This is a genomic window from Inquilinus sp. KBS0705, from assembly GCA_005938025.2.
Lineage (GTDB): Bacteria > Bacteroidota > Bacteroidia > Sphingobacteriales > Sphingobacteriaceae > Mucilaginibacter.
This window is the reverse complement of sequence record VCCI02000001.1, coordinates 1,128,038-1,146,897: the sequence shown is the minus strand read 5'-3', so window position 1 is coordinate 1,146,897 and position 18,860 is coordinate 1,128,038. Positions and strand designations below refer to the sequence as shown.

At 41.3% G+C, this 18,860-nt stretch carries 17 protein-coding genes; 6 read left to right on the top strand and 11 right to left on the bottom strand.

Going from position 1 to position 18,860, the window contains the following annotated elements:
* Positions 1–19 precede the first annotated feature (19 nt).
* The 3 genes from FFF34_005105 to FFF34_005095 all read right to left on the bottom strand — a co-directional run bounded on the left by FFF34_005105 (position 20) and on the right by FFF34_005095 (position 6,849).
* The gene (locus FFF34_005105; protein TSD66783.1) at positions 20–3,232 is read right to left on the bottom strand and encodes a tolB protein precursor; all 3,213 of its coding nucleotides are present in this window, start codon (positions 3,230–3,232) and stop codon (positions 20–22) included.
* A gap of 63 nt (positions 3,233–3,295) precedes the next feature.
* Positions 3,296–5,623: a penicillin-binding protein gene (locus FFF34_005100; GenBank protein TSD66782.1), complete on the bottom strand. Its 2,328-nt coding sequence runs from the start codon at positions 5,621–5,623 to the stop codon at positions 3,296–3,298.
* Between the two features lie 359 nt (positions 5,624–5,982).
* Positions 5,983–6,849 (bottom strand): MOSC domain-containing protein, encoded by an 867-nt coding sequence (locus tag FFF34_005095; GenBank protein TSD66781.1) that lies wholly within the window; start codon positions 6,847–6,849, stop codon positions 5,983–5,985.
* A gap of 143 nt (positions 6,850–6,992) precedes the next feature.
* Here FFF34_005095 and FFF34_005090 point away from each other — a divergent pair, with 143 nt between their 5' ends.
* Both FFF34_005090 and FFF34_005085 read left to right on the top strand, forming a co-directional pair.
* Positions 6,993–8,702 (top strand): GMC family oxidoreductase, encoded by a 1,710-nt coding sequence (locus FFF34_005090; protein TSD66780.1) that lies wholly within the window; start codon positions 6,993–6,995, stop codon positions 8,700–8,702.
* Positions 8,703–8,750: 48 nt separating this feature from the next.
* Positions 8,751–9,479 (top strand): ThuA domain-containing protein, encoded by a 729-nt coding sequence (locus FFF34_005085; GenBank protein TSD66779.1) that lies wholly within the window; start codon positions 8,751–8,753, stop codon positions 9,477–9,479.
* Between the two features lie 74 nt (positions 9,480–9,553).
* Here the strand turns inward: FFF34_005085 and FFF34_005080 are convergent, their stop codons facing one another.
* Positions 9,554–11,137 (bottom strand): M20/M25/M40 family metallo-hydrolase, encoded by a 1,584-nt coding sequence (locus FFF34_005080; GenBank protein TSD66778.1) that lies wholly within the window; start codon positions 11,135–11,137, stop codon positions 9,554–9,556.
* Between the two features lie 159 nt (positions 11,138–11,296).
* Between FFF34_005080 and FFF34_005075 the strand changes: the two genes are divergently transcribed.
* Positions 11,297–11,956, top strand: a complete 660-nt coding sequence (locus FFF34_005075) for an OmpA family protein (GenBank protein ID TSD66777.1) — start codon at positions 11,297–11,299, stop codon at positions 11,954–11,956.
* Between the two features lie 17 nt (positions 11,957–11,973).
* Positions 11,974–12,483, top strand: coding sequence for a hypothetical protein (locus FFF34_005070; GenBank protein TSD66776.1), 510 nt, complete (start codon positions 11,974–11,976; stop codon positions 12,481–12,483).
* 76 nt (positions 12,484–12,559) lie between these two features.
* Here the strand turns inward: FFF34_005070 and FFF34_005065 are convergent, their stop codons facing one another.
* The 4 genes from FFF34_005065 to FFF34_005050 all read right to left on the bottom strand — a co-directional run bounded on the left by FFF34_005065 (position 12,560) and on the right by FFF34_005050 (position 15,535).
* Positions 12,560–12,883, bottom strand: coding sequence for a hypothetical protein (locus tag FFF34_005065; protein ID TSD66775.1), 324 nt, complete (start codon positions 12,881–12,883; stop codon positions 12,560–12,562).
* A 334-nt stretch (positions 12,884–13,217) separates the two neighbouring features.
* Positions 13,218–13,508, bottom strand: coding sequence for a hypothetical protein (locus tag FFF34_005060; protein TSD66774.1), 291 nt, complete (start codon positions 13,506–13,508; stop codon positions 13,218–13,220).
* Between the two features lie 94 nt (positions 13,509–13,602).
* On the bottom strand, positions 13,603–14,208 hold the full coding sequence (locus FFF34_005055; protein TSD66773.1) for an RNA polymerase sigma-70 factor: 606 nt from the start codon (positions 14,206–14,208) through the stop codon (positions 13,603–13,605).
* 106 nt (positions 14,209–14,314) lie between these two features.
* The gene (locus FFF34_005050; GenBank protein TSD66772.1) at positions 14,315–15,535 is read right to left on the bottom strand and encodes an ROK family protein; all 1,221 of its coding nucleotides are present in this window, start codon (positions 15,533–15,535) and stop codon (positions 14,315–14,317) included.
* 222 nt (positions 15,536–15,757) lie between these two features.
* Between FFF34_005050 and FFF34_005045 the strand changes: the two genes are divergently transcribed.
* Both FFF34_005045 and FFF34_005040 read left to right on the top strand, forming a co-directional pair.
* Positions 15,758–15,952, top strand: a complete 195-nt coding sequence (locus FFF34_005045; GenBank protein TSD66771.1) for a cold-shock protein — start codon at positions 15,758–15,760, stop codon at positions 15,950–15,952.
* A gap of 94 nt (positions 15,953–16,046) precedes the next feature.
* Positions 16,047–16,232: a hypothetical protein gene (locus FFF34_005040; protein ID TSD66770.1), complete on the top strand. Its 186-nt coding sequence runs from the start codon at positions 16,047–16,049 to the stop codon at positions 16,230–16,232.
* A gap of 6 nt (positions 16,233–16,238) precedes the next feature.
* Here FFF34_005040 and FFF34_005035 read toward each other — a convergent pair whose 3' ends face one another.
* From FFF34_005035 to lepB, 3 genes are all read right to left on the bottom strand, one after another.
* Entirely contained in the window at positions 16,239–17,012 is a 774-nt protein-coding gene (locus FFF34_005035) for a lipolytic protein G-D-S-L family (protein TSD66769.1), read from the bottom strand.
* A gap of 49 nt (positions 17,013–17,061) precedes the next feature.
* Complete coding sequence (locus tag FFF34_005030; protein TSD66768.1) at positions 17,062–17,385, bottom strand: hypothetical protein; 324 nt, start codon at positions 17,383–17,385, stop codon at positions 17,062–17,064.
* A 255-nt stretch (positions 17,386–17,640) separates the two neighbouring features.
* Positions 17,641–18,741 (bottom strand): signal peptidase I, encoded by a 1,101-nt coding sequence (lepB, locus tag FFF34_005025; protein ID TSD66767.1) that lies wholly within the window; start codon positions 18,739–18,741, stop codon positions 17,641–17,643.
* Positions 18,742–18,860: the final 119 nt, after the last annotated feature.

Here is an 18,860-nt window from a genome sequence, read left to right as displayed (position 1 = left end):
AAGCGCCTTCTTTGTTAGGTTACCAACCCGGTGCAAAGGTTAAACCAAACACCGGCTTGCGTACGTCTGACCGGTTAAACGGTATGGCGTAATACGGTTCTAATACAAAGTAGCCAAATATATTCACCCTTAATGATATACCTGCGCTTAGTGCGGGTACACGGCTATACTTAGGTGTAAGGGTAGGGTTGCCGTTACCATCTAACACCGGGGCGCCATTATTATCAACCACAGGCACATTGCCTAAAAAGTCGGGGTTTAATTTAGCTTGTATCTTATCGCCATTATTCCAGGCTAACCCGGCATCAAAAAATATATTAAGGTCGCTAAACAGGAATTTTGATTTGATCACCGATAGTTTTTCGGGGCCGGTAAAAGGCAGCCTCATCTCAAAATTGGCTACCGCTATATGGTTACCCGATAGTTGGTCGATAGTGAAGTTATTGGTTGGTGTGCTGTTTGAATTATAAAACGACTGTGCCTCGTAACCCCTTATCAGGAATGGATAGCCAACATACAATGGGTAAAGGCCCTGTGTGTTATTATTGCCAAAACGCCCGTAACCATATAAACGCGCGGCAAATGTTACCGGTGCTACCCGTACGTATTTGCGCAGATCGATAGTTGGAGAGAAGAACTGATAGGTACCAAAGTTGTATTCGGCTTCTAAGCGGTACCTGTAACCATCTAATGGGGCAGCAATACCAAATACCGAATTATCGCCAACCAGGGCCGTATTTAAATGGTAAATAGCGAAGGGCTTAAGATCGTACCCTGTCTCGTTCTTAAACTGATCGCGGGATATTTTGTGTTTACGGTAATCTACCACGCCGCCTATTGCGTTAGTGGTCGAGTCGTATTGGTAATAATAGCTGTAGCGGTCTACACGGTACGAATAACGTGCCGCGCCTGTACCCACTTCAAAACGTGTTGAACGCGACAAAGGGTACGATGTAAACAATTGCACCGCATCCTCAAACGTGCGTATAATGTCGGTATGCTCTTCGTAAACCGGTAGTTGTATAGCGTTTCCTTTATCGTCCTTATAAGGTATAGTAGTAATATTATATCCGTAGGTACCCGATTGATAAGGGATGTGCGATGCCCCCACGCCAAAATTCCAGCGGCCCTGTTGGTTTATATAAACTACCTGGCCCCCAAAATCGTATATCTCGCCGTTTACTGCAGCCCCGGCATATATTTGGTTACGTCCCAAAATATCGCTAAACACGCCCTGTACGCCGCTCGACAGACCTGTACCATATGAGCCTACCGAAGCGCCGATACCATTACTGGCCAAATAATCAAGCTTAAACTTGGGTTTGTAGGGAATAGCCTGTATCGAGTCGACCGGCAGCTTCTTATAAGCCAGGTAATTGTTAAGGTTGGCATTAATAAGGTCGACGCCAACTGAGCGGGTAGGAGGCAGCATTGCCGCCTCAAAGTTGGTGTTACCGGGCTCAATAACAACGGGTTTAAAATCGCTTACATTGGCATTATAGATAGCATATTTTTGCTTACGGTAGTAGGAGTAGACCACATCATTAGTAGCCGACAGGCTAAGCGCGGGCGAAAACTCGGTAATGCCGCAAATACCGGTAAAAAGCTCGGTAAGTTGTTCAACCTTGCCGCTGCTAAACGTATAACGGTACATATTGCGGTAACCATCCCTGTTAGACAGGAAGTAAACCTGCGAACCATCTGACGAATATACGGGGTTAAGGTTGTTGGCGCCGGTAAACACTTTTATATCGATAACCTTACGGGTGGCTAAATCCAGCTCGGCAAGGTTAAAAGTTATCTCTTGCGATAATTTGGTATCATACGTAGCCCTGTCTGTAGAAAATATGATCTTTTTGCCATCGCGCGAAAAGTTAGGCTGATAATCAGAATACTTATCGTTGGTTAACTGGGTAACCTTTTTTGAATCAAAGCTGTACATGTACAGATCGCCCTGACCCTCGGACAAGCCCTGGAAAACGATGTTATTACCATCCGGCGACCACGATAGGTTACTAAACTGCTCGGCTTTACCCATTGATACATCATCCAGTATTCGCCCGTCGGGCACATCAACAACCAGCATGCGGTTACGGCCTTTGCTAAATACGCTAAATGCAAACTTTTTACTATCCGGCGACCACGCGCCGGCAGACTCAATAAAGTTAAACTCATCTATATGCGTGTTAGATATTTTACTGGTGAGCCGTTTAATAACGCGGCCCGTTTTGGCATCAGATAAGTACAGATCGATACTGAATAAACTTTTTGAGGATAAAAAAGCGAGGTATTTACCATCGGGACTAACTGCGGGGGCTACAGTTAAATCACCACCTACCTTCTCGTCAATTAAGCGTTTACCAACAGGGGTTTGTAAAGTATCTTTTAAAAGCGGCTTGTAGGTAGATTCTATTGAGTTTTTCCACAAGCGCGAAAGTGTTTTATCATCATAACCAAAGGTGCGCCTTATGCCATAATCAAGCCCGTAACGCGCCACATTTTTAAAGAAGGGCACAATAATGGTATCGCCATAGGTTGAGCCTAAGTACGACCAAAAAGCCTCGCCATAACGATAAGGGAAGTATTTGTTGCTCTCAGTAAGGTCCCTTACCGAGGGTATATCGTGGTTTAAATAGGCATCCCGCATCCACATGGCGGTATAGGCATCCTTTTTACCTAAGGACAGGTATTCGGCCATACCCTCTATCATCCAAAGGGGCAGGTTGCCTATATTTTCAAAATTCGACGAGTCTTTACCTAACAGTGTGTGGTATTGAAAGGCGTGCACCAATTCGTGCCCCAACACGTGGCGCGTGGTTTGGTTGGTTTCCATCACGGGCATTACCACGCGGTTTTTTAAGCCTTCGGTAATACCACCGGTACCTACACTTATTTCGCCGTCAATAGCCGTGGTTTGCTGAAAATCGGGGTGGTTATTATAAAGAATGATAGGATTTGGCTTGCTAAATGTATCACGGAAAATTTGCTGATGCAACGTATACCACAACTCGCTCTCCTGTGCAAAACGCTTGATCAAACTATCATTTTTCATGTAATAGTAGATCTCGAAGTGGGGGGTTTTAAAAACCTGGAACTTAAGGTTTTTATAGCGCACCTTGTTTTGCCCAAAATACTGAGCCTTAGCCTGCTGGTTAAACAGCGAACCTGCAATAAGGCAAACCAGCACTACGAAATATTTTAGGGGGATATTGATCGTGTAACGTTTATTCATAAGCCTGTTTACAGAATAATTGCTAATTTAATTAAATATAACTTGCCTTAAAATACATATTTATTAAGGCGTTGGTTGCTTGGTATCCGGGTTTTCTTCGGTTGTAGGTGCAGCAGGTGGCACTAAACCTGCCGAATCTAAAGGGATGCTCAGGCTATCGGTGCTGGTAGTGTCTTCGCGTATCTCGGGCGACGGGCACATATACTCCTTAGTAATTTTTACCCATGGTTTTGGGAATGGCCCGTATGTATACCCGGATTTTGGGTCGGCGTAAACCTTTTCCATAAACGCGCCAAATATAGGTAAGGCTGTATGCGAGCCTTCGCCGGTTTCGGATGTGGTAAAGTGTACGCTACGGTCATCGGCACCCACCCAAATACCGGTTACCAGATCCTTGGTTATGCCCATGTACCAGCCATCTACATAATCGCTTGATGTACCTGTTTTACCGCCTATCTGGTTGTTCTTTTTCCATAAGCCGGGGTATTCCCATAAAGCCTGCGAAGTACCGCCCGGTTCTTCCATACCGCCACGGAACATATATAACATTAGCCAGGCTGTTTCTTCGCTTAAAACACGCTCGGCCTTCAAGGTAAACTCCTGTATAACATCACCACGCTGATCGGTAATTTTTGTTACCAGCAGGGGGTCTACCTTTTCGCCTTTATTTAAAAATGTACTGTAAGCACGCACCATTTCGAATACCGATACATCATTAGACCCTAATGATACTGATGGTACGGATTTTAATGGACTTTCGATACCAATTTTGTGCGCATATTCAACTATTTTATCCCAACCCACATGTTCGGTAACCTGCGCGGTGATGGAATTTACCGATTTACCCATAGCCCAACGCAACGACATTTCGCGGTACGAGAAGTGGAAATCGGCATTATTAGGCTGCCAAACATCGGGTTTGCCGTTATCAGTATATTTAATGGTCACCGGTTTATCAGTAAACTTATCGCAAGGGGTAAAGCCATTATCTAAGGCCGTAACATAGGCAAAAGGCTTAAATGTTGAACCTGCCTGGCGTTTGCTTTGGTTAACGTGGTCGTAGTTAAAGTACTTATGGTCGATACCGCCAACCCAAACCTTTATTTTACCGGTTGATGGCTCCATGGTCATCATACCAGTGTTTAGTATTTTGGTGTAATATTTAATAGAATCTACGCTGGAGAAAGTGGTATCCCTGTCGCCCGCCCAGGTAAATACGTTCATTTTCTTTTTACGGGTAAAGTAGGCGTTTATTTGTGTAGTATCGCCGTTATACTTTTTACTCAGCAGCTTATATATAGGCAGCCTTTGCTCGGCTTTTAGCAAAAAGTCTTTTATCTCTACACCTTTCGAATCTCTCCATGGGTTTTTATTACCCCACAAGTTGTTAAAACGCTTTTGCAGCATCTTCATTTTTTGGGCAACCGCTTCCTCGGCATATTGCTGCAGCTTCGAGTCGATAGTGGTATATATCTTCAGCCCGTCCTCGTAAAGGTCATAATCGTTTTGCTTGCACCATTTATCCAGCCATTTTTCAACAGCACGGCGTATGTACGAGTCGCCCTGGCCTGTGTTATCTACATAACTAAGGTCAAGGCCTATGGGCTTTTCAACATTGGCTGCGTAATCGGCTTTATTAAGGTAGCCGTTCTTTTCCATTTGGCTTAACACCACGTTACGGCGTTCAATGGCGCGCTCCGGATATACTTTTGGATTATAGGTTGATGTTGCCTTTAACATACCTATTAAAGTGGCTGCCTCGGCAGGGTTTACGGCATCCGGCGTTTTATTAAAATACCTTAAGGTAGCTGTTTTAATACCAAACGAATTATTACCAAAGGGTACCGTGTTAAGGTACATGGTTAGTATTTGCTGCTTAGTGTAAATATGCTCTATCTTAAAGGCTGTAAGCCACTCTTTAAATTTAAACACCACGGTACCAATTACAGGCACATGGCTTATTAAACCCTGCGATTTACGCTTACGCGTTTGAAACAGGTTTTTAGCCAACTGTTGGGTAATAGTACTACCACCGCGCCTGTCGCCTTTGGCGGTAGATAGCATACTGGTAACAAAGGAGTAGAAATCGACACCATTATGCTTGTAAAAACGTACGTCTTCGGTAGCTACAAGAGCGTTTATAAGGTTAGGGGAGATGCTTTTAAAATCGACAGGAGAGCGGTTCTCTTTATAAAAGCGGCCTATCAGCTTACCATCGGCAGTGTACACTTCTGATGATAACGACATGGTTGGCGTTTTTATATCCCTCATATCCGGCGAGTAGCCAAACAACCACAGAAAGTTTAATTCGATGGCACAGAAGAAGATAATAACAAAGTATATGAATATGGTAAAATATCTCAGGTATTGGTTTCTTATACGTCTGAACATTGGGTAAAGATGTAAAATTAAGTGCCTAAATCATAACCGGGCAGCAAAAATTAAAAACGCAAATATTACAACTAAATTTTAAGGTTAGAAATTAGACATGCGATTTTTTTATTACAGCCATTATTTCCTGTAAATTAAAAACCATACAAACTGACGGGCCGAATGAATTTTTATAAGCAATTACTTTTTTAATTGGAATTAAATTTTATATTAGTGGGTGAGGGGTAACGAAAAAAAGAGAAAAATTCCCGCAAGACCAACAAATAAATGGAATAATTTATAGCTAATAGTGGAATGAATATGGCCACTATATGGTGGAAAGGCACTTTTTGATTTTAAAAGCTGTATTTTAAAAGCCATCATCCCAATCGTCTAAGTTTTAACTTTTTTTCATCAAGTTTTGGTACAATAAACCGGTCAGCAGTATGCACCGAAAGCACCTTTAATTCATCGCCCACATTTAGCTCGCCCTGGCCTTTAAACACCAAATTTTGGCCAAATAGTATCTTGTTCTCCTTACGGCGATACCGGGCCAGCGTCTTTAATGGTTCTTTGCCCTTTATTGCAGTAACCTGGTCTACTGTAGTAAGCACACAGCGGGCGCAAAGCTTAACGCCAAACAGATGTATACCATTCACAATAGCCTCATTAATAACATCTTCACTATAGGCTTCACCACCAGTAAAAACAATATTAGGGCGAAAACGATCCATTGGCAGCTCATGTGCCATACGTTCATTCAGGTCATCTAACGATGCCTGGCCTATCAGCAGTGCGGGGTAAGCATCAGCAAATGATGTAATATTACCCTCCTGCGTATAGCGCAGGTCGGTTTGGCGATGTGTTTCATCAGGCATATATACCAGGCGGCACTTTATTCCCAGCTTTTGGCTAAACCATTGGTCTGCATCGTCGCTAACACGCTGTGCTAGGCAGGTGTCATCCCAAATGGTAACTTCCAGCATTTCTGGCGTTAATAGCCGGTAAGGTATGTGTATAAATGATGCATCGGGCCGGTGGGTAACCCTCAATCCATCAGCTAAAACCTCAGGAATAAACAAAGCCAGTTGTGGGTTTTCGCGTTGCGATAAAAAGCGGTTAGCTTCGTCAATCAGCATCCAGCGGCGGTCGTACTGCAAGCCACGATCGGTTACTTTAGCGCTTGTAAGCGCAATACCACCTAACGATTTTATGGGATAAATTACAAGCTGGCTTATTTGTAGCATTCGGTAAAAATAGGGCTTTGTGAGCTATTTTTTTCAGGGTTAAAAAATGTTTATCGGACAGTTGTTAATTTGTGTATTAATTGATAACATTGTTAACCAATTATTAATCAACTGATTTCTCATATCAGTTTAAACCTAAAAATATGTTTGTAGACTCACCCAACATTAATGGTAAGGCTAAGGCCAATAACACATACGATGCAATAGTAATAGGCTCGGGTATAAGCGGCGGATGGGCTGCAAAAGAACTTACGGAACGCGGACTGAAAACAATTATGCTTGAGCGGGGACCTAACTATGAACATATAAAAGACTATAAAACAGCGCAATATAATCCCTGGGATTTTGAACACCGTGGCAATGTAACCCAACAGCAGCGTAAAGAGCGCCCGGTAATATCGCGTAACTGGGGTGCACAGGAGGCTGTAATAGATGCCTGGACAAACGAGCAGGATGCACCATATGCTGAGGTTAAACCCTTTAACTGGTGGCGATCATACCGCCTGGGTGGCCGCTCTCTTTTATGGGGGCGCCAAAGCTATCGCTGGAGCGACTTGGATTTTGAAGCAAATGATAAGGATGGATGGGCTATTGACTGGCCCATACGCTATAAAGACATTGCACCCTGGTACGAACATGCAGAAAAATTTGCAGGCGTAAGTGGGTCAATAGAAGGTATACCCAACCTCCCTGATGGCCATTTTTTACCGCCTATGGATATGAATTGGGTTGAACGTGATGTAGCAGCGAGCATAAAAAAGAACTTTGGCAGGCACATGATAATTGGGCGTGCAGCCAATTTAACCGCGGCCATACCAGGGCGTACAAAATGCCAGTTTCGCAACAGGTGTTGGGAGGGCTGCCCGTTTGGCGGCTATTTTAGTACACAATCATCTACATTGCCGGCAGCGCTTGCAACAGGTAATTTAACGGTGAGGCCTCAATCAATAGTTACCAAAATACTGTATGATAAAGACACCCAAAAAGCAAAAGGAGTGGAGGTGCTGGATGCCGAAACAAACAAAACCTATGAGTTTTACGCTAAGATAGTTTTTGTAAATGCCTCGGCATTAAACAGTGCATGGGTGTTAATGAATTCGGCTACTGATATCTGGCCCGATGGTTTAGGCAGCAGCAGCGGCGAATTAGGCCATAACATTATGGATCATCATTATAACTTGGGTGCCAGTGGTGTGGTAGAAGGCTATGAGGATAAATATTACTATGGCCGCAGGGCAAATGGTATTTATGTAGTGCGTTTTGCCAATATCGGTAACGATAAGCGCGATTATTTGCGTGGCTTTGGCTACCAGGGCGCAGCCGGCCGGCAGGGTTGGAGTCGCGAAATTGCAGAGATGAATATTGGAGCAGGATACAAGGAAGCTTTGAGCGAGCCGGGCCAGTGGACAATGGGCATAGGTGGCTTTGGCGAACTATTACCTTACCATGAGAACAAGATAACGCTTGATAAAACACGTAAAGATAAATGGGGATTGCCAATATTATCAATGGATGCTGAGATAAAAGAGAATGAGAGAAAAATGCGCCTGGATATTGTACAGGAGGCCAAAGCGATGCTAGAAGCGGCCGGCGTTAAAAAGGTTGAAACGCACGATACAGGACACCATGTGGGTGATGGCATACACGAAATGGGAACCGCGCGTATGGGGCACGATCCTAAAACATCGGTATTAAATAAGCACAACCAGGTTTGGGATGCAAAAAATGTATTTGTAACCGATGGCGCTTGCATGACATCATCGGCATGCCAAAACCCATCGTTAACCTACATGGCTTTAACCGCACGTGCAGCCAATTTTGCAGCAGATGAATTAAAGAAAGGAAATTTATAGTATATTGAACCTCAGTTACTATTGTCCTTTAAAATTTGAATACCCCTAATGAAAAGTATTAAACCGGTACTATTAACCTGTGCATTATTAGTGTGTACATTATTTTGTACGGCTAAGCCAAAAATCCTGGTATTTAGCAAAACAGCCAAATTTCATCATCAATCTATACCCGCAGGTATTACAGCTATAATAAAACTGGGGCAAGAAAATAATTTTGATGTAGATACTACCACCAATGCCGACAATTTTACAACAGACAACCTAAAGCAATATGCGGCTGTTGTTTTTTTAAACACTACCGGCGATGTATTAAACAATACCCAGCAAACTGCTTTTGAAAAGTACATTAAAGCCAATGGCGGTTTTGCCGGCGTGCATGCCGCTACTGATACGGAGTACGACTGGCCATGGTATGGTAAATTGGTTGGCGCTTATTTTAAAAGCCACCCAAGCAAAAACCAATTTGCTAATTTACAAGTAATAGACCGCAGCTTTATAGCTACCAAACATTTACCGGCCATATGGCACAGGCTTGATGAATGGTATAACTTTAAGTGGCTCTCGCCTGATTTGAAAGTGTTGATACGAATTGATGAACATAGCTACTCGGGTGGGCAAAGCGATGGGTTGCATCCTATGAGTTGGTATCATGACTTTGATGGTGGCCGTTCTTTTTATACCGCATTGGGGCATACGGATGAATCGTATACTGACCCGCTTTTTCTACAACATTTATTGGGCGGTATACAATATGCTATTGGCACACGTACAAGTTAAAGAATATATCAGTTTAATTAAAAGGCCCGCTTCAAACATTTAAAGCAGGCCTTTCAATTTAATTTGTGTTACAATTAGTCTAAGCCACCATGTCGGTTTGATTTTACCTGCTCAGGCCATTTGCCCGGCTCGCCTTTTGCATTTACAGGCAAAGTTATCTTCTCGCGGTTAAACTTAGCCGGATCTTCGCTGGCCATATAAACCAGTATTGCTGTTAAAATAGCATTGCTCTTTAAATCATCAAATACTATTTTATCATACGTATCGCGATTGGTATGCCAGGTGTAGTTACCGTACGACCAATTAAGCGACCCTAAAGAGAAACCGGGTGCACCAACGGCCACAAAAGAAGCAAAGTCTGAACCGCCACCACCCGGCGAACCAGGAAAACTTGTTTTAATTTGATGTTTAATGGTATCAGGTACAGCTGTTAACCAACGGTTGATGAAATCGCCGGCATTAACAAAACCTTGTCCGCTAATGTTAACTACGCGGCCTGTACCGTTGTCCTGATTAAACAAAGCTTGCAGGTTAGCAACAATTTCCGGGTGGTCTTCTACAAATGCGCGTGAGCCATTCAACCCTTCTTCTTCGCTACCCCAGTGGCCAACTAAAATAGTACGTTTGGGGTGCGGGTAAACTTTTTTAAGAATACGCATTGCTTCCATCATGGTTAACGATCCTGTACCGTTGTCCGTAGCGCCCGTACCGCCATCCCACGAGTCGAAGTGAGCAGATAGCATCACATACTCTTCAGGCTTCTCTGTACCCTTTATTTCGCCTATTATATTAAAGGTCGGCACAACACCTAATTCCTTTGATTCGGTTTGTATAGTTATCCTTGGTTTATCGCCGCTTTCGGTTAAGCGGTAAAGCATACCATAATCTTCTAAGGCAATATCAACCGTAGGAATTACTTTGGTATAAGCGCCAAATATTTTATCCACCCCAAAACCCTGCGACCAGTTAGAGGTAACTACACCCGCCGCACCCGCTTTTTCAAGTGCAACAGGTAAAGTACGGTTAGTTAGGCCTGTATTAGTTATACGTTTACGCCATGCATCAGTTTGTGCTGTACGTACGGCCTTCATTTTATCAAACGATTCGGTGGTGGCAAATTCTTTCCAATTGTAATCGGGTCTGCCTGTTGGCTGGTACATTGATATCATTACAAACTTACCTTTTACACTGGGTAACCAGGCTTTAAATGCAACCGAATCTGTAAGTTCGGGCAATATCACCAATTCGGCTGTAACAGGCTTTTTCATACCAGGGCTCCATGCCAGTTGCGTACCCTCTAACGATTTTACACGCGGGTAAACCATATCTATATGCGATGCGCCGCGTTCCCATCCGCGCCACTCGCCCCATTTCTCGTAGCGGGCGGTAATACCCCATCCTTTATATTTATCTAAGGCCCATTTGCCTGCTTTTTCCATTTGCGGCGTACCCACCAAACGAGGGCCAACACCATCAAGCAGTTCGTGGGCAAGTTTCTCCAGTTGAGAATTTTCAGTTTCTTCTTTTACTATGTTATCAACAACAGGGCTTTTGGTTTGCGCAAAGCCTGCTGCGTTAGTACAAATGGCTGCTAAAACAAGCAACTTTGCTACGTTTTTTGCATTTATAAAATACGATAGGGTATGGGTGGTTTTCATATAGCTAATGTAACTAAATGCTCGCCTGTATAAAATACCGATTGTAAAATATAGGTTACAAGCGTTTAATTAAAGATAATACCTAACATCAATTACACTTTTTTAAAACTAAACACCATTATGATGCTTTGATATTTAACTAAGCATACAAATACATATATGGCGCAATTAGATATACAGCCTAAAAAGAACAAACCTATTTGGGTATGGGTGGTGTTGATGTTTATAGCACTGGGTTTGTTGTTTTTTTTCCTGAAAGGCTGCAGCAACAGCGATACGCCAATGGCTTTAAAAACCATGGAAAATGATACGGCCAGTGCAGACACCGTTCAAAAAGATACAATAAGCACAAACGTAGCTACTACTCAGCCAGACTGGGATGCTGTGGATTTTGACCTGCCAAGATCAACCTACGATGAAATAACCGATACAGCTATAGTGGTTAAGGGCAACCAAAAATACACCATCTACGGCCTTGGCGAGAATGTGTTATTCGCAAAAAACGAAAGTAAGTTGCAGGGCAGTGCTAACGGGCGCTTACAAATAATTGCAGCATCATTATTAAAAAGATTTAAAAATGCTTCGATAGGCGTATATGGGCATACCGATTCGACAGGTACTGCAACTGAAAATAAAACACTTGGTGATGAACGTGCAACAGCGGTGAAAGAGTGGCTGGTACTTAATGCAGGCATGCCCGCAGATAAAATATCTGTGCACTCTATGGGAGAGATTAAGCCTTTAGCTACAAATGGCACTGAACAGGGCAGGCAGCAAAACCGCAGTGTAGAGATCGTAGCCTTTCCGCAGGAGAAATAACCTAATATATAACGACGATGGCATTACAAAACGACGACGATTGCTTTGAAGAATTAAGTGAAAGCGAATATGAGATAGCTGATGGCCAGCCTGATATTATTGGATGGGACATTAAAGACTCGCACCATAATAAACTGGGCGAGGTGGATGAATTACTTTTTAGCGTAACGCTACGCAAGGTATGCTATATAGTGATGCATATGGAGAATAACGACATAGGCTTAGAGGATGGGCGGGTATTAATACCGATAGGAGTAGCCGAGCTGGATGAGAACGAAGATACTGTGCTTATATCTAATGTTACAAAAGCGCAGTTATTGGCTTTGCCGATATACCAGCCCGGCCGAAATGTTGATAAGGAAACAGAGCAAGAGATACGCAACATATTTACCGACCCTAATGTTGGCGTTACAGCAGGTAAAGATTTTCACGATCATGAACACTTTAGCGAAACCAAATTTTACGGCAAACGCTGGACCAAACCCTTTAGTAATTATAACGAGGACGAGCCGGATATAATACCCTAAGCAACAAAAAATATACCGTGGCAAATTTAAACATAAAAGGCCTGCTTATTGAGCAGGCCTTTTATGTAAAGTATTGTTATGTACGCGGGCGCTTTAAATTATATGCCACCAGGTAATTTAAGCTATCAGCCTCTATAGTTCTTTTGTCCAAATGCTGTTCGCTTTGATTAGACGATTGGTTTAAACGCGATTTAATGGCGTAAAAAACTTGCAATACCGCCTCCGGTAGCATTTTAGTAGCTATGGTAGGGTAATAGGCTTTTTGTAAACGCGTTTTCTCGGCATCAGATACCAGGCCAAACTCCCAAACATCATCAGCTTTAAAGCCATGCTCGCGGGCTATATTATTTAAATCGTACAGGTAAAGTCGTATATGATTTTCTATTGTTTGATCATCCATTACTTTGATTTTTTTGAGGATAAATCGGCCGATGCCGATGATTTGCCGGATTGATACGACGATACTTTTTTGTTTACATTTTCGGCAGGAGCTTTCTTTTTCTCCTTAACCGTCTTTCTGTCTTTACTCATATGATAATGTTAGGCCGCATGAGGATGCTATCCTGAAACGGTTAAAATATATTAGTTAATTATATTCCGTAATATTATTAGAAAAGGCTGTACGGAATGATTTTGTGAAAGGAATTGCTTAAATGTACCGCTATTTATTGGCTATCAGAAACTTTAATCAATAAATCGGATAATAGGGCAATAGCAGCAATGTTAAATATAGCCTAGGCCGCAATACTTTTGAATATTTTAAATATAGATGAACTAAATCTTTTTTCTTTTTTTTTACTAACGGTGTTATGCGTAGTATTCATTTGTTCGCGCATACGCTGTAAAATGGCGTCGGTATTGGGATATTCTTCCAGGCGCTGAGCCCAGTACTCAATAAATAATTGATGCAGATCGTTATAATTTTCGTTTATAGCAAGATAGTTATCAAATTCCTCTATTTCTTTGTTTTCTATATCGCCGTAAAGTTTTTTGGTGAGCAATTCAATAAATCTATCGTCAGTCATTAAAATACAGGTGCTTTTTAATTAAGACAATATATTTCAAAAAACTGCTTACATAGCACGTAAAATTTATTTACTATTACTTATGCAGGAGGGGCTATGCGTAATTATCCTGTATGTTAGGGTCTTTTACATAGCGGTACACAGATAGTAATTCGCTTAGCTTTTTTATCGATCGGAAAAGATGGGTTTGCACCGTACGTGGCGAAATATTCATGATCTCTGCAACTTCCTTGTATTTTAAACCGTTCTCTTTTATCATTCTGAAAACCATACATGCCTGCGGTGGTAACGATGATACCGCTTGCTCCATCAGTAAAAAAAGCTCTTTGTGCTCCAGCTCTTTTTCAGGATCAAACGTATTCATAAATTTATTTTCGTCGGCAGGTTGCAGCTCTACCATTTGTACCTGGGAATGCTTTTTGATATAATTTAACGATTGATTTTTAACCGCAACAAACAAATAGGTATCGGGATTAGCAACATCAGTTAATTTTTTTCGATTTTGCCAGCACTTAACAAACACTTCTGATACGATATCCTCAGCAGCTTCATTATTTTTGGTATAAAACTTACTGAATTTGATAAGCGGGTGATTTAACGCACGAAACAGCGATTCAAATGACTTATAATCATCATTTAAGCAAACCAGTTTCCACAAATCAATAGTATTAGTTTTCAATAATGTAATTTTTAAAAGAATGTATCACTGCTCTTCAACACAAAAAATAGGAACCGGAAGCACCGCTAACCGGCTCCTAAATAATCCACCTAAATCAAAAAATCTTCGGCAACACGCAGTTGCTTATTTATATATACCCCAAGCCTGCATTTACCAAGTGTTTATTGGTATTTACGCGTGGGTTTATGTTTTGTAAATTCTCGGCTATTAATATCAATCCGCCATATAATTGGGCGTTATTACCTAAACCCGACACCAATAGATTTACATAAGTTGTTAGCTTAGGTATGCAATGCTCGTTAATGGCTTGTTGTATGGGCGCCAGCCACAGCTTACCCAATACGCTCCCTTTACCGCTTAAAATTATGCTTTCGGGGTTCATCAAGTGTATTAATATAGCTAAACCCTGGCCAACATTATACGCAGCTTCCGAGATGATCTTTATACAAAACGCATCACCCCGCAGTGCCTCTGCTATAATGTCGTCAGCACTAAACTCGTTATACTTTGACAAGCTGGTAGCATGACCGCTTGCTACGCCTGCGCGTGCTTTATCTTCAATTGCCAATAACGATGCTTCTGTTTCCAGGCAGCCGTATTTACCGCAACTGCATATTTTACCATTTTTAAATAAAGCCAGATGGCTAAATTCACCGGCGTAACCACTATGGCCTCTAAATATCTGGCCATTCATTATCATCCCTAAACCAACGCCCCAGCCAAGGTTTACTACCATCGAATTTTTTAACGCGCTTTTGTCACCAAACATTTGCTCGGCCAATGCTATGGCAGTCGAATCATTATCTATAAAAATGGGTAATCCTGTCTCGGCGGTAAGATACTCTACCAGTGTGCCTTGCGGCGGGGGTAAGAATGAATTATTAGTACCTAATTTAGTATCAACAAAACCGGGCATGGTAACTTCTACAGCCAAAAAGTCGTCGGCATTTACAATGGGGTTAGCCAGGCAGGTTTTTATTATACCGGCAAGCTTTTCGGCTGATGGTTCGTAATCATACAAATTCAGCTTAAATTCTTTTTCGTAAACAATATCATGGTTACTTATATCAATTATAGCAACACGAGTAGTAAATTGATTGGCCGCAACAGATAGTATGTAAACCATTCCGTTTACAATTGAAAAGGTAGCCGGGCGGCGGCCGCCATTAGATATACCTAAACCATCATCTTTTAATATACCATTGGCAACCAACTCGTTAACTATTTTAGTTACAGAGGGCACGCTACGTTTGGTATGGTCACTAAGTTCACCAATGGATAATGCTCCATGAATGATATAGTGCTTTATTAGATTACCGTACAGGTAAATGTTTTTATGAAGAGGCATTAATAGGTTACTAAATATTTTACATATTTAATAAAAATTTTAATAATTAGCAAATACTTCTTAAAAAATTTAATAACTTTTTTGATCGTTTGTATTTTTGACTATTAGTGAAAAACTCTAAATTTTTTAGAAAGCAAATCAAAAATAAAAGTTAAAAGATTTTATTTAAAGTAAAGTACCATTTATTATGACTATCTTGCCCACTTATTAAAAAAAGTTATAATGCAAAAAGAAGGAACAGTAAAGTTTTTCAATACCACTAAAGGTTTTGGATTCATTTCACAGAGTGATAACAGAAGCGATGTTTTTGTACACTCAACTGGCCTCATCGACGAAATTCGTGAAAACGATAGTGTTACGTTTGATGTAGAAGAAGGCAAAAAAGGCCTTACCGCGGTAAATGTAAAAGTAGTTTAATTATCACTATAATATTTAATCGTAAGGCACCTGCTTGAAAAAGCAGGTGCTTTTTTGTTCTAAAGTTCAATTATTCACTAATTCTTATATAAATATGGCTAAATCGCAGGCAACATTCATGAAAAAACAATTGGAAAAAAACCGGCAAAAAAAGAAAGAAGACAAAGCGCTTCGTAAACAAGAGCGTAAAGAAAGCTCGACAGGCGGCGACCTTGATGGTATGCTGGCTTATGTAAACGAATTTGGCGAGATCGTATCTACTCCGCCCGAAAAGAGTTAACGTTACTTAGTTACCCAGGGCTTTATTTATTGCCCTGGCCCAAAATTCTCCAAGCCGGGCAGCACCCTCGCTATTTGGATGCAAATAAAAAATACCTTGCCGGCCTTGTTCGTGTTGCAAGGTTTTGTCAAAATTCTTCCTGAAATACTTAAATGCTCTTGTATCACCCTTAAAAACGTGGCCGGGGTGGTTAAGCCCGTATCTTTTAACCATGTCATCAATTACCGGGAAATAGCTTTGTAACCTTGCCAGTCCTTCGGCCAGGTACATAGCGCCATTATAAGTGTTAGGGCTATACCAAATGGGACGGTTGATCACTATCTTACTGTTAGGATATCTTTTTAATAGCGAATCAACAATCTGGGTTATGTTTTTATCATAATCTGTAACCGACACAGGCGCGCCGTGGGTACCTTTAATTGCACTGTCGTTAGTGCCTAACATAACCGAGAAGAGTAATTGTGCTGTGGTATCGGTATAAAACTCATCTGCCGACCCAATTACCCTTGTAAACAACTCCTCGCCGGGCAGGTAATCTAACGTGGTTTTGCCATTTATACCCCGGTTAGCCTGCTGTACGGTGTCGGCAACGTTATGCTCCTTTAAATAATTTACAGCATATACTGATGGCTGCAGGGCGGGATTGTCCTGGCCCTGGGTAATACTATCGCCTATAAATACAATGTTTAGCTTTTTTAACGCCGGTAACCTAAACGCCCCCAGTATACATATGCTTATTAACAAAAAAATTGCCGTTAATCTTCTGCTGTAATTTTTCATATTGCCCGTGTAGCATTTATTTAGATGGGCAATTTAGTAAATGATATTATTAGTTTATACATGCTTTTAGTTCGGTTTTAGCATCAACAATAAACAAGCGATTAAGAAAGGATTTTATTCGCCCGATAATTGATTTTGTTTTGGCCTGGTTTGTCTGGGGTATAATATCCTGTGGCTTATCGCCTTGCGGCGGGTGGCTGGCTTCCTGCATTTCGTCAAGGATGATTCCCTTTAACTTGGGGTCACGGTTCACAATTTCGTCTAATTCTATCAGGTCTTTAAATGTCGCGCTACCGTCCATTTGTTTCCTTATAAGCACTTCAAAACGCTCTTGTAAAAATGTACGCCGTATCAGTGGTCTCTCATTTTTCATCCTGATCAATATTATTACTAAAATGGTGTCAAATAAAATGCCACTGTTATAAGTATTTGTAAATCAATAATCTGTAATTAATTATATGCTACACATGCACGATGTTGATACACTGTGTGTACGGTTTTGGCTTTTATAACTTGCATAAAGTATAATGATTGACATTAGGCCATAAAACAAGTAGAAGAGAACTAAATGCAATAAAAAAGGATCGTTTGCTTGCGCAAATGATCCTTTTTGTAATTGTTGATTTTTTTAGTGTATGCGGCTAAATACCCTGTCCCAGCGTATACGCTTTAAAAAAGTTTCGCTGCTGTCAATACTCATCCAGGTTATCATGGCTTTACCAACTATATGGTCTTCAGGTACAAAGCCCCAAAAACGGGAGTCTTCGGAATTATGGCGATTATCGCCCATCATCCAGTAATAACCCATTTTAAAGGTATAGGTATCGGCCTTTTTATCATTTATATAAATATCCGCGCCTTTATGCTCTACTTTATTGTGCTCATAAACCTCAATGGCGCGGCCATATAAAGCCATTGTAGAATCATTAAGGGGGATGGTTAATCCTTTTTTAGGCATCAATAAAGGGCCAAAGTTATCCTGGTTCCATTTAAACTTTTCGTTATGAGGGAATACCTGGGCGTCGTAGTCGCCTTTAGAGTCAACAATAGGTTTCACCGCTTTAATATTCGAATATCCTTTAAATTCGGTAAGGCTTGCGGCAGGGATTATCATTTCATAATCAGTGTTATTCAATTGCTGCCTAACCTCAATTTTTAATTGGTGTATCATTTCGGGGTTAAGGTTATTACCATCGGTTGTAACCAAATATGACGTTTGAGCTTTTGGGAAGTTTTCAACCAATTTGCCATTAACATATACACGGGTATCAACAATGCTCATTACATCGCCCGGCGTAGCAATACAACGTTTTATGTAATGTACACGCATATCTACAGGCCTTGCTACCGACTCGGCCGGGTAGTTAAACACTACAGGATCGCCTTGTTTAACGGTACCTAAGCCCGGTAAACGGAAGTAAGGTAGCTGTATAGCATCCCAGTAGGTTTTTATTTGTGTGCCTTGTATGGTCGATTCTAAAAATGGTATCGAAATTGGAGTCATAGGCATACGGGCACCGTATGATAATTTACTTACAAAAAGGTAATCGCCTGTCATTAAACTGCCTTCCATCGAAGCTGATGGGATAGCATAGGCCGAAAACAATAAACCGCGAATGATTGATGAAGCTATTACCGCAAAAAGTATGGCATCGCCCCACTCGCGTAATTTGCTTTTTTTAGTTTTAGTAGCTGTTGCTTTTTTACGCGATAAAAATTTCCAGTTCATAGCTATACGGTTTGGTTTTAATAATCCTTAAATGTTTGACTATACAGGTGCTATTTTGTTACAAGTATGGGTTGATAATATAAAAATTATCGGCTATCATTACATTTTTACCAATTACA

What these genes read in the sequence shown, in the direction of transcription:
- FFF34_005105 (TSD66783.1), bottom strand. Translation starts at nt 3,232, where the DNA reads ATGAATAAACGTTACACGATCAATATCCCCCTAAAATATTTCGTAGTG.
- FFF34_005100 (TSD66782.1), bottom strand. Translation starts at nt 5,623, where the DNA reads ATGTTCAGACGTATAAGAAACCAATACCTGAGATATTTTACCATATTC.
- FFF34_005095 (TSD66781.1), bottom strand. Translation starts at nt 6,849, where the DNA reads ATGCTACAAATAAGCCAGCTTGTAATTTATCCCATAAAATCGTTAGGT.
- FFF34_005090 (TSD66780.1), top strand. Translation starts at nt 6,993, where the DNA reads ATGTTTGTAGACTCACCCAACATTAATGGTAAGGCTAAGGCCAATAAC.
- FFF34_005085 (TSD66779.1), top strand. Translation starts at nt 8,751, where the DNA reads ATGAAAAGTATTAAACCGGTACTATTAACCTGTGCATTATTAGTGTGT.
- FFF34_005080 (TSD66778.1), bottom strand. Translation starts at nt 11,137, where the DNA reads ATGAAAACCACCCATACCCTATCGTATTTTATAAATGCAAAAAACGTA.
- FFF34_005075 (TSD66777.1), top strand. Translation starts at nt 11,297, where the DNA reads ATGGCGCAATTAGATATACAGCCTAAAAAGAACAAACCTATTTGGGTA.
- FFF34_005070 (TSD66776.1), top strand. Translation starts at nt 11,974, where the DNA reads ATGGCATTACAAAACGACGACGATTGCTTTGAAGAATTAAGTGAAAGC.
- FFF34_005065 (TSD66775.1), bottom strand. Translation starts at nt 12,883, where the DNA reads ATGGATGATCAAACAATAGAAAATCATATACGACTTTACCTGTACGAT.
- FFF34_005060 (TSD66774.1), bottom strand. Translation starts at nt 13,508, where the DNA reads ATGACTGACGATAGATTTATTGAATTGCTCACCAAAAAACTTTACGGC.
- FFF34_005050 (TSD66772.1), bottom strand. Translation starts at nt 15,535, where the DNA reads ATGCCTCTTCATAAAAACATTTACCTGTACGGTAATCTAATAAAGCAC.
- FFF34_005045 (TSD66771.1), top strand. Translation starts at nt 15,758, where the DNA reads ATGCAAAAAGAAGGAACAGTAAAGTTTTTCAATACCACTAAAGGTTTT.
- FFF34_005040 (TSD66770.1), top strand. Translation starts at nt 16,047, where the DNA reads ATGGCTAAATCGCAGGCAACATTCATGAAAAAACAATTGGAAAAAAAC.
- FFF34_005035 (TSD66769.1), bottom strand. Translation starts at nt 17,012, where the DNA reads ATGAAAAATTACAGCAGAAGATTAACGGCAATTTTTTTGTTAATAAGC.
- FFF34_005030 (TSD66768.1), bottom strand. Translation starts at nt 17,385, where the DNA reads ATGAAAAATGAGAGACCACTGATACGGCGTACATTTTTACAAGAGCGT.
- lepB (TSD66767.1), bottom strand. Translation starts at nt 18,741, where the DNA reads ATGAACTGGAAATTTTTATCGCGTAAAAAAGCAACAGCTACTAAAACT.